Below are 12,227 nucleotides of genomic sequence, written 5' to 3'. Positions count from 1 at the left end.
GGGTTTATATCTCCACTGCATTTCGCCTGATTTAAACCAAAGAACAGCAAACTTTAAAAATTTAATATTATGAAAAAGCAAATTTTAATTCTAACGTTTTTTGTCGCGGCTATTTTTGCCGGGACGAGCTCTTATGGTCAAGATGTTGACTATGTTAATGCAAGCGCAACAGATTGTGTGACTCCAACGCCTCTAACTTGTGTAACAAACAATAATGAATTGGCTCCAATTCCGGGGAAAACTTACACATATGGTATTAATGTAAGTCCTACAGTTACTACTGGAAATATTCAATGGTTTGTATATAATGCAACAACTACAGGAGGTATTATATCAGCTTATGATATATCCACTGCAGCAGCTGCAGCAGAGGCTGATGGTGGTACAAGCCTATTTTTGCTTGACGCTGAAGATGGAATTTATAACCAATCTACAGGAAACGATCAGGCTACAATCGATATTTCGTGGCAGTCTTTTAATGGCACATCAAATATTATTCTATTGGTTGCCTATGTTGAAGGGGAAGATGGATGTTCAGATAATATCGAGGTTTATCGAATTGAACCTGCGTTTGCATTTACCTTGGATATAGCGGGTATGTTTGATGATGGAACTATACCAGCATCAGGAAATGCCAACGAATGTGTTTCTCCTGTTCAGTCTGCTTCATACGCGAGTGATGTTTTAACAATGGATTATGGCCAAAACTATATCTATTTTTCAGTAAATGCAGCAAACTTTGTTAATTCTTGGATGCCAACTTTCTCAGTAGAAGATAATACAACAGGGGCAACTGTTACCACTGCAGAAATTTCATGGGCATATCCAGATCAAGCAATTCTTGGTGCATCTGGAGCTGCAACTGGTACTTGGAATTCTGCTAGTACAGCAGTTGATGCACAAGCTACAACTGGTGCTGTTGGTCCTGGAGGAGAATGTATTGTTGTTAGGGTGTTATTGGACTATGGTAATGTTGAAAATGATGTTGCTTCACACTTTACTCTTGGTGTTAACGGTATTATGTATGATCCATCTGATGGTGGTTACGATACTCCCGGTTTAGCTGATTTAGATCCTGTGGCTTCAGCTCCATGTACTAATACTGCAACAGACGTAGCAACTTATGATATGACTCCAAGACCGAATATTACTACAAATACTACAGTAGGTACTGGAGACAAAGCATTTGAACCTAAAAACTAACAGTTATGAACTTTGCTTTTTCATAACCTAATCCCGATTTAATCGGGACAAGATAGCGCAGCGCGCAACGGGCAGAGCGCATGGAGCTAAGGTTTCGTGCCCTTTGCTCTTCGCCCTGGGCAATCGGGAGAAGAAGGACTGAAGTACTGATTTGGAGAAGGACTGAAGTAAGAAGGATTGAGGTTGGAAGGATTGAAGGAATTAGTGAACAGTTATCAGTCGCAGTTGGCAGGTTAGGAGAAGTCATTAGTCATTAGGAAAAATGCAAAATGGCGCAGGTATGTGTGAAGGATAGCCCCTTTAGGGGTTTGGGGTGCGCAGGAAGGAGAAGTCATTAGTCAATAGTAATTAGGAAGAACATTCTAATAATGTCCAATGGCAAATGACAAATGACCAGTGACTAAAAAGGTTATGAAGAAGATTAGAATATTTGAGTATTAGATTATTAGAATGAGAAAGTAGGCAATTGGCAAATAACAATAAGCAAAAAAACTTCGTGTCTTTGAGTCTTAGTGTTTAAAACAATTGCAGATCTATGAATGAATAAAAAGCTCTGTGAAACGCTGTGAAAACTCCGTGTTCTCTGTGGTAAAAAAAACGTACCACAAAGCCGCACAAAGGAAATCACAAAGGAACACAAAGTTTAAACTACCGTCGAATGACGGAGCACTTTAGAGAAAAGCCCGAAAGGGTATACGAAAAGAACTTCGTGTCTTGGTGTCTTCGTGTTGAAAAAGAAAAAACACAAAGTCGCAAAGCCACAAAGAAGATCCAATCGTCAGTAGACGGAGCACTTTAGAGAAAAGCCCGAAAGGGTATACGAAAAGAACTTCGTGTCTTGGTGTCTTCGTGTTGAAAAAGAAAAAACACAAAGTCGCAAAGCCACAAAGAAGATCCAATCGTCAGTAGACGGAGCACTTAGAGAAAAATCCGAAAGGGTATATGAAAAGAACTTCGTGTCTTGGTGTCTTCGTGTTGAAAAAGAAAAAACACAAAGTCGCAAAGCCACAAAGAAGATCCAATCGTCAGTAGACGGAGCACTTTAGAGAAAAATCCGAAAGGGTATATGAAAAGAACTTCGTGTCTTGGTGTCTTCGTGTTGAAAAAGAAAAAACACAAAGTCGCAAAGCCTCAAAGAAGATCCAATCGTCAGTAGACGGAGCACTTTAGAGAAAAACCCGGAAGGGTATATGAAAAGAACTTCGTGTCTTGGTGTCTTCGTGTTGAAAAAGAAAAAACACAAAGTCGCAAAGCCTCAAAGAAGATCCAATCGTCAGTAGACGGAGCACTTTAGAGAAAAACCCGGAAGGGTATATGAAAAGAACTTCGTGTCTTGGTGTCTTCGTGTTGAAAAAGAAAAAACACAAAGTCGCAAAGCCACAAAGAATTGAAAAACTTAAAAACATGATGAAATGTGAAGTATAATATACACAACATCTGGAAAGGCAATGCGCCGCCTATCAAAAGGCAAAAGTTGAGGCCGATAAAATCGGACGAAATCCCGATCGAAGCATCGGGAGCAAAAGGCAAAAGGCAAAAAGCTTGCAGCTTGTGGCTTGAAGCTTGTAGCTCCAATACTTTTTACTTTTTCCTTTCTACTTTTTCCTTGACTTTAGGTCAGCTATTGCTAAATATGCGCGATGGGTTTACCCGGCATGCGCAGCGAGACGGGCCCCGTGGCCGTGCACCGGCAATTCGGTTTGCACCGGCCAACGGGTTTGTCACGCTTAATCAAAAATCCTCTGTGAGCCTCTGTGTGTACTCAGCGCTCTCTGCGGTAAAAAATAAAAATACCACAGAAAGAGCGCTGCACACAAGGCATAACAGGGCGATTTATGCACCAAATCCAACAAAGGCATTCCGCCACTACTGCACGGGAAATGTCCGAATGCAGGAGGAAAAGGTCAATGTTGAAGGCAAAAGGCAAAAGTAAAAAGGCAAAAAACCTTAGCGTCTTAGCGCCTTTGCGAGAAAGAGGAATGATGAATGAAGATGTTGGAATGAATAGGCAATAGGCAAAATAGCCCCAAAGGGGCGAAACGTTATAGCCCGTTGCGTTACCGCCGGGAATATTGAATTAGCAATAGGCAAAGTGTAAAAAATATAGTTTAAAAGTTTATCAATTTACCAGTGCCGGTAGAGGATAAACAAAAGAATAGGTAAATATTTGCAGCTTAAAAACCGGCTGTTCGGGTAAGCGAAAAGAGTGTAAAAGAGAAGGTGTAAAAAGTAAAGACAAACGAAAGAAATAAAAGCTGTCATCCCGAGGAGAGTAACGACGAGAGATCTGTAACAACAAAACGCTAAAGCAGCAGATTCCTCTCTGCGTTCGGAATGACAGAAAAGACTGGAAGCTCGTAGCTGAATAGAATGTACCAATTAAAACAACATATTATCCATTTTTCCCTGGCAATACTGCTGGTTGTGCTGGCTGTGGCTCATGCTTCGGCACAAATTGTTATTCAGGAATGCGATACGATGACCTTCAGTGTTACCAGTCGGCCAAATATTCCTGAAACACATTTCGTATGGGGAATTTATAACGCCTCGCCCAGCCCAACCGATGTGCTCGATCCGGCTACTACGCTCGATCCGGCGCTGTATTTTGTTGATGGGCAGTATGCGGGTAGTACGGTTGAGGTAACAGGTCTGGCTCCGGGCGAATATTACGTTCGTATTCATGTTTGGGACGAGGTGTCGTGTACCGATAATATTGAAATGTATGTAATGGAAGTAACCGAATCGTCACTGGATATGGAGGTTTATGCCGATTCGGTTTGTATTGGCGAGCCAACAAATGTATACATTCGTTTTACCGGAAGAGGCCCGTACACCGTTACCTATACTATTGGCGATGCAGTTACGCCAAGTGTTGTTAACCTTAATGGTGCAGAAGAAGATCCGGAGTTGGTAATTCCGGTTACCGAACCATTGCCGGTGGGTGAAACCACTTTCTGGGTAATAAGTGTAGAAGACGGTTGCAAGGCCTATGAGTACCCGGAATCGGAACAGCCAAGTACGGGAATCGTTATTTTCCCGAAACCGGTGCAGCAACCCATCTACATAAAAGAGGAGAATTAGCGAATGCGTGAAGAAAGGATTATTTTTAAGAATAGATTGCAGAATGAAGATTAACGAATTAAGATTGCAGAAGGAAAAGGAAGGAGATTAACGATTGATGATTAACAATTTTAGATTGCAGAATTATAGGCAAATAGCAATAGGCAACTTTGCGACTTAGCGTCTTTGCGAGAAAAAAAACTTGGTGTCTTTGAGTCTTTGTGTTTAAAGATTATAGCACAGAGTAGGATCATAATAACGATTGAAGATTAACGAATTAAGATTGCAGAAAGAAAAGGAAGGAGATTAACGATTTATGATTAACGATTTAAGATTGCAGAAGGAAAAGGAGGAGATTAACGATTGATGATTAACAATTTAAGATTGCAGAATTATAGGCAAATAGCAATAGGCAACTTTGCGACTTAGCGTCTTTGCGAGAAAAAAAACTTGGTGTCTTTGAGTCTTTGTGTTTAAAGATTATAGCACAGAGTAGGATCATAATAACGATTGATGATTAACGATTTATGATTGCAGAAGGAAAAGGAGGAGATTAACGATTGATGATTAACGATTTACGATTGCAGAAGGAAAAGGAGGAGATTAACGATTGATGATTAACGATTTACGATTGCAGAAGGAAAAGGAGGAGATTAACGATTGATGATTAACAATTTTAGATTGCAGAATTATAGGCAAATAGCAATAGGCAACTTTGCGACTTAGCGTCTTTGCGAGAAAAAAAACTTGGTGTCTTTGAGTCTTTGTGTTTAAAGATTATAGCACAGAGTAGGATCATAATAACGAATGAAGATTAACGATTTAAGATTGCAGAAGGAAAAGGAGGAGATTAACGATTGATGATTAACGATTTAAGATTGCAGAAGGATTGGGAAAAACGCGCCGGCCTTCCCCTTTAGGGGCCAGGGGTAGCGCCGGGGAGTGAAAGGATTAAGGATTAATAAAGGCAAAAGTAAAAAGTAGAAAGGCAAAAGGTAAAATGAAGTGAATGATGGACAGAACAAAGCTGAATGTAAACGAGTTGGAGATTGTGCTTTTCAAACAAAATGAAAAAGAATATATTTCTCTGACCGATATGGCCAAATTTAGTGACTCAGAAAGGAGTGATTATATCATTCAAAACTGGATGAGAACTCGAAATACCATAGAATTTCTGGGTTTGTGGGACGTGCTCAATAATCCTGATTTTAATTCCATCGAATTCGATGGGTTTAGAAACGAGTCGGGATCGAACAGTTTTATAAGTTGAAAGAGATAGCCCGTTATCAACTGCTGGTGCTAAATGAAAAGGACTTTATAAAAGCAATTAAAAAACTAAACGACAGCATTTATGTAGATAAAACGAAAAAACTAAAGTGAAAAGAATGAACAGGCAAAAAGCGATAGGCAAAACCTTAGCGACTTAGCGCCTTTGCGAGAGAAAAGAACTTGAAACTAAAAACAGAGCTCTGATGAAACAGATTCCTCTCTACGTTCGGAATGACAACTAGTAACTAAAAAAATGAAACGGCAGAAATACATACTGATGATGATACTTCTGGTAGTGACCACGATGGTGACTGCCCAGGAAAGCTATGTCATCGATTCGGTATGTGTGGGAGCCGAACGTACCTATCGCCGCGATGGTGAAGCCGGTTACACGTATTACTGGGAAATTATCGATCGGCAGCTTGCTGATACCACTTATCTTTCCGGTGTTGATTTTACAGAAATTAATGGTACGGATACAACGAGGGGGAATGAGATTCAGGATTACAGATGGGAGGTGCCAGGAGAATTTGCTATTGTTGTTACTGTTTTTTCTGAACACAACTGCGATACTATAGAGCAGGGAACTGTGAAGGTATTTCCGCTTCCCGAAGCCCGTGCTGGAGACGATGTCGCGCTTTGTAGCTTTGATGATTATACCTTGTTCGGAGATACCGCCTGGAACCATAGCCAAATTTACTGGGGTAGTACCGGCGACGGGACATTCAGTGATGAATATAACTTGCATCCAACCTATAGTTTTGGCCCGGATGATATTCTTAATGGTGAAGTTACCCTTTTTATTATTGCCGAAGGGTTGGCCGACAACGGCACCTGTGTTCCGGCAGTGGATTCGGTAACCATTATAATGAGTCCTTCTATAAGCATTGACAGTACCGCAGTTCTGTGTTACGGGCAGACTGTTTCCGACTGGGAAAACCAGGTAATATCGAGCCTTGTTGACAGCGTTTATACTTCAGAACATCAAACAGTAGCAGGTTGTGACTCAACACTGACCCTGACGGTAAGTATTGTCGATGGTTTCAGTTATGACAGTACCGCGGTTCTTTGTTACGGTCAGACCGTTTCCGACTGGGAAAACCAGGAAATATCGAGTCTTGTTGACAGCGTTTATATTTCAGAACATCAAACAGTAGCAGGTTGTGATTCAACACTGACCCTTACGGTAAGTATTGTCGATGGTTTCAGTTATGACAGTACCGCAGTTCTGTGTTACGGGCAGACTGTTTCCGACTGGGAAAATCAGGTAATATCGAGCCTTGTTGACAGCGTTTATACTTCAGAACATCAAACAGTAGCAGGTTGTGATTCAACACTGACCCTGACGGTAAGTATTGTCGACGGATTCACATATGACAGTACCGCGGTTCTTTGTTACGGTCAGACTGTTTCCGACTGGGAAAACCAGGTAATATCGAGCCTTGTTGACAGCGTTTATACTTCAGAACATCAAACAGTAGCAGGTTGTGACTCAACACTGACCCTGACGGTAAGTATTGTCGATGGTTTCAGTTATGACAGTACCGCGGTTCTTTGTTACGGTCAGACCGTTTCCGACTGGGAAAACCAGGAAATATCGAGTCTTGTTGACAGCGTTTATACTTCAGAACATCAAACAGTAGCAGGTTGTGACTCAACACTGACCCTGACGGTAAGTATTGTCGATGGTTTCAGTTATGACAGTACCGCGGTTCTTTGTTACGGTCAGACCGTTTCCGACTGGGAAAACCAGGAAATATCGAGTCTTGTTGACAGCGTTTATATTTCAGAACATCAAACAGTAGCAGGTTGTGATTCAACACTGACTCTTACGGTAAGTATTGTCGATGGTTTCAGTTATGACAGTACCGCAGTTCTGTGTTATGGGCAGACTGTTTCCGACTGGGAAAATCAGGTAATATCGAGCCTTGTTGACAGCGTTTATACTTCAGAACATCAAACAGTAGCAGGTTGTGATTCAACACTGACCCTGACGGTAAGTATTGTCGACGGATTCACATATGACAGTACCGCGGTTCTTTGTTACGGTCAGACTGTTTCCGACTGGGAAAACCAGGAAATATCGAGCCTTGTTGACAGTATTTATATTTCAGAATATCAAACAGTAGGTGGTTGTGATTCCACACTGACATTAACGGTTCGCATCATTGATGGCGGCCTTACCGAGATTTATGAATCAGCCTGTGAAACATTCACCTGGACTGCCGGAAACGACAGTACCTATACAGCGTCTGGCATTTACGATTATATATCCGATTTAGGAACCTGCTCCGATACCTTAAGGTTACATTTGATAATCAGTCCGCCAATGGATCTTGTGGCAGATTCAATTCCTGTAAGCTGTTACGGGTATGCTGATGGCGCCATCAATTTAACGGTTTCAGGAGGGACAGCACCTTATACTTTTGTATGGAGTAACGGAGCATCTACCGAGGATATAAGTGATTTGACTGCCGATGTATATACCGTATGGGTAAGCGATTCATTGGGTTGTACCGATAGTCTCAGTATTCAGATTCCTGAACCTGATCCGATACAAATTACACTCGTTGCAGTTACCGACGTTCGTGTTATGGGTGAATCAACCGGTAGCATAGAAGTTTCGGTTGGTGGTGGAACACCTGATTATGACTACGTTTGGACAAATGAGGCAGGTGATATTGTTGGTGAGGAAGAAGACTTGATTAACCAGCCGGCTGGTGATTATACTTTAACGGTAACCGATACGAATGGTTGTGAGGAAATATTTACAGCAACAATTACAGAGCCTGAGCCAAATGAATGGCGTATGTCTTCGGTTGAAACAACAATCTGTTACGAAGACCTGAATAGTTTCCCTGTCCTGTACTCACTCGATCAATACCTGGCCTTACAGCCTGATGTTGAAGTCTTCTCAGACTGGGGGCTGGATACCAGCAGCTTTAAACTGCTTGATGCAGAAATTATTAATGGAGGCGAATATTGCTACGAAGAGGTACGCACTTACACGATACTGGATAATGGTGGAAATACCTTAAGTGCTACACATCGGATAATTGTTGATGACGACGAAGAGCCGACAATAAGTTGTCCGCCTGGTTTTGCGGTAACCAATGGTATTGTACCACCGCCGCTTGATTCTACCGGATTTTTAGCCGCAGGAGGTAGTTTTGCTGATAACTGTGGAATAGTAAGTTTCCGCCATGTAAGCGATGTTTCTGATGGTAAGCCCAATCCGGAAGTTATTACACGAACCTACGAGGTTACTGATTTCTGTGGCAATACCAGAGAATGTGAGCAGGAAATAGAAGTAACCAATGAATTAGTTTTTGCGGCTATTGGCCCATTCTGCCAGTACACTGCTGCATCCGAATTACCCGACACGGCATTAAACGGAACTCCGGGTTACTGGTTGCCGAATACTATTCGCACTGATGAAGCCGGCGATTTTACGTTTGTTTTCTACCCTGATTCGGGTTATCATGCAGCGCCATATACCATGATCGTTACCGTTATTCCTGCCATCGAATTGTATGCAGATCACGTTGATCAGGGCTATAATCCAAACCCGGTGGGAAGTATCGAACTGGATATCACTGGCGGAAGCGAACCGTATACCATTAACTGGACCTATCCTGATGGTAATACCACAAACACTGCAAACATTGCCAACCTTTACGCCGGTGATTATTGGGTGGAAGTAAGTGATGAGATTGGCTGTTACGATAGCTTGTCGGTTACCCTGTTGGAATTCGAGCCGGAGTTTAGCTGTCTGCCCGATACTATTTTTGAATGCCCGGATGTAACCCAATACCCTGCACCAGCCAATATTGCTGAGTTTATTGCCATGGGAGGATATTTTAATCCGGTTGGCATAGTGGATAACATTACAAGTTCCGATGTAACTGTTGCAAGCGAGTACTGTTTAACCATCGAGCGTACCTACATCATTGAAGATATTTACGAAAGAGTTTATTCGTGTACACAAACCATCGATTTCCACGATACTATTCCTCCGGTACTTAATGCTCCTGAAGGCGATACCGTCGAATGTTACTCTTCTGCTTTTTCTGATTTCCAGACCTATGCTGATTTTATTGCATCGGGCGTACCAGTGCCTTCCGATAATTGTGAAATTGATCCATCGTCGTTTACCGTTCGCGATACCTTAATTAACATTGAACCCGGTCGTTCCGAGTTAATTTACTATTACAGCATTGCCGATATCTGTGGAAACATTGGCCGCGATACCACTTACTTCCTGCTTCTCGACGACAAGGCACCTGAGGTGTTCTGTGCCAACATTACGGTTTATCTCGATGAAAACGGTGAATATCAGTTAACTATTCAGGACTCCATTGCAATGGTTGATAGTATTTACGACAATTGTACTCCACCGGAAGACATGGAGGTAGTAATTGAAATTGAAGAGATTACCTGCGAGGATGTGGGATCGGGAACACAGGCCCGGATAATGGTATATGACCAGGTTGGACTTTCAGCAGAATGTATGGCAACCATTACAGTGCTTGATACACTGCCTCCGGAGGCGATTTGTCAGCCGGTTACCATTTACCTCGATGAAAACGGACAAGCGGGTGTAACAGCAGAAATGGTTGATAACGGGTCGTTTGATAATTGTACCGATGTAACGCTTGAAATCGACAAAACCGATTTTGATTGTGTGAACCTGGGAGACAATACAGTAACCCTGACGGTTACCGATGGATACGGATTACAAGATAGTTGCGAAGCTGTTGTAACGGTGCTGGATACCATTGCTCCGCAAATTACCTGTATTGGCCGCGATACGGTACAACTTAGCGAAGAAGATGGAACCTATATCTTAACTTATGATATGCTGACCACTTCGGAGTGGGAAAACTGTGAAATTGTTAGCCGCGAACTCGATAGATATATTCTTGATTGTGATGATATTGACGCTAGTCCGGTAACAATTACAGCATTTGCTACCGATCAGAGCGGAAATGTCGGAAGCTGTACCGTTGAATTTGTTGTATTGGGTAATACTCCGCCGAATGTACAAAACGACTCGGCAATTACAGCGGTGAATGTGCCGGTTGAAATTCCGGTTACGCAAAATGATTACGACCTGAAAACGAATATCAATCTGGAATCATTAGGCGTTTTGGTTGGCCCACGTAATGGTTCGGTTGTAATCGATAAAACTACAGGTACTGCTACCTATACTCCAAACCGCGATTTCGTGGGTGAAGATATATTCTACTACGAAATTTGTGACGATGGTATTCCTTGTAAACCGGAATGTGGTGAGGCTATTGTATTCATCACCGTACTCCCGGCCAACGAGCCTCCTGTGGCTGTCGACGATTACTTTGAAGTACCGTGTGGCGAGTTGTTTGGTAATGTATTGTATGGCGACGATTTTGGAAATGGTGTAGATTCTGATCCGGATGCCGGAGATAAGATTACGGTAGGCCAGATCCTGATTACTCAACCGGATAGTGGTGTATTTAACTGGCTGGACGGCGATGGAAACTTTGAATACATTCCGTTCGATGGATTCTTCGGAACCGATAGTTTCCAGTATTCGATCTGCGACGACGGACTTCCATCCTTGTGCGACACCGCATGGGTTTATATCACCCGTGTTCCGGATAACGATTGTGATGGTGTTGCCGATGTGAATGACATTGATGATGATAACGACGGAATCCGCGATAATATTGAGAATGGTGGTTACTGGCCGGAGGAACAGGTAGGGCTGATCGATTCCGATCATGACGGAATACCGGATTACATGGATATTGATTCGGATAACGATGGAATACCGGATAATATTGAAGGACAGGGTGAACACAATTACATTCCGCCTTCAGGAGTTGATTCTAACGGCGATGGCTGGGATGATATTTACGACGTAACCATTGGTGGTGTAATTACTTTCGACGAAGAGTTGACCGATACCGATGGCGATTCGATGCCGGATTACCTGGATATTGACTCGGACAACGACGGTGTATTTGATATGATTGAAGGCCATGATGCCGACCACAATGGTATTGCCGATGTATTGAGATGGTACACCGATGCCGACCGCGATGGATTGGACGATGCTTACGATACCTATTATGGATGGGCCGATTACGGCAACGAGACCGGTAGTAATGCACCGCTGCAAGACTTTGATGAAGACCGTACCCGCGACTGGCGCGATATTAACGATGAAGATGATGATTACCTGACAGTAAATGAAGACCTGAACGATAACGGCGATTACAGCGACGACGACCTCGACCTGGATGGTTATCCGGAATACCTGGATACCGAGCTGAATTGTGAGCTGTTTATTCCTGAAGGATTCTCGCCAAACGACGATGACGTTCACGACTTCTTCCAGATTCTGTGTATTCAGAAATATCCGAATGCCAAACTAATGATCTTTAACCGTGCCGGTGTTAAACTTTGGGAGAAAGAACACTACGGTAACCTCGATGTTTGGGGAACTTACTACGATGCCTGGTGGTGGGGAACTTCTGAAAACGCGCTTACCCTTGGCCGTTCAGGTGGATTACCCGCCGGTAACTACATTTATGTGCTGTTACTAAACGATGGAAAAGGTACAGTTAAGAATGGTACAGTGATGTTGGCGTACTAAGAAGGATTAAGGAATTACGAATGCTGATTGGCGATTAACGATTGCAGAACCGGGA

Annotated in this window: 5 protein-coding genes; all 5 read left to right on the top strand. The window is 42.6% G+C overall.

Annotated elements, in window-relative coordinates:
- Window positions 1-69 precede the first annotated feature (69 nt).
- A complete protein-coding gene (locus BMW53_RS06850; RefSeq protein WP_038556943.1) occupies window positions 70-1,203 on the top strand; it encodes a hypothetical protein in 1,134 nt (377 codons plus the stop codon).
- 1,414 nt (window positions 1,204-2,617) lie between these two features.
- Window positions 2,618-3,136: a hypothetical protein gene (locus BMW53_RS06845; RefSeq protein WP_038556941.1), complete on the top strand. Its 519-nt coding sequence runs from the start codon at window positions 2,618-2,620 to the stop codon at window positions 3,134-3,136.
- A gap of 437 nt (window positions 3,137-3,573) precedes the next feature.
- Entirely contained in the window at window positions 3,574-4,284 is a 711-nt protein-coding gene (locus tag BMW53_RS06840) for a hypothetical protein (protein WP_038556939.1), read from the top strand.
- A gap of 988 nt (window positions 4,285-5,272) precedes the next feature.
- The gene (locus tag BMW53_RS06835) at window positions 5,273-5,533 is read left to right on the top strand and encodes a KilA-N domain-containing protein (protein WP_038556937.1); all 261 of its coding nucleotides are present in this window, start codon (window positions 5,273-5,275) and stop codon (window positions 5,531-5,533) included.
- 252 nt (window positions 5,534-5,785) lie between these two features.
- Window positions 5,786-12,172, top strand: coding sequence for an Ig-like domain-containing protein (locus BMW53_RS06830; protein WP_074780384.1), 6,387 nt, complete (start codon window positions 5,786-5,788; stop codon window positions 12,170-12,172).
- Window positions 12,173-12,227: the final 55 nt, after the last annotated feature.

This window comes from Draconibacterium orientale, assembly GCF_900111425.1.
Classification (GTDB): Bacteria; Bacteroidota; Bacteroidia; order Bacteroidales; family Prolixibacteraceae; genus Draconibacterium; species Draconibacterium orientale.
Note: the sequence above shows the minus strand (reverse complement) of the source record. Positions and strands in the feature narration are given on the sequence as shown.

Coding starts and splice junctions, on each gene's coding strand:
- BMW53_RS06850 (WP_038556943.1), top strand. CDS start 70: ATGAAAAAGCAAATTTTAATTCTAACGTTTTTTGTCGCGGCTATTTTT.
- BMW53_RS06840 (WP_038556939.1), top strand. CDS start 3,574: ATGTACCAATTAAAACAACATATTATCCATTTTTCCCTGGCAATACTG.
- BMW53_RS06835 (WP_038556937.1), top strand. CDS start 5,273: ATGATGGACAGAACAAAGCTGAATGTAAACGAGTTGGAGATTGTGCTT.
- BMW53_RS06830 (WP_074780384.1), top strand. CDS start 5,786: ATGAAACGGCAGAAATACATACTGATGATGATACTTCTGGTAGTGACC.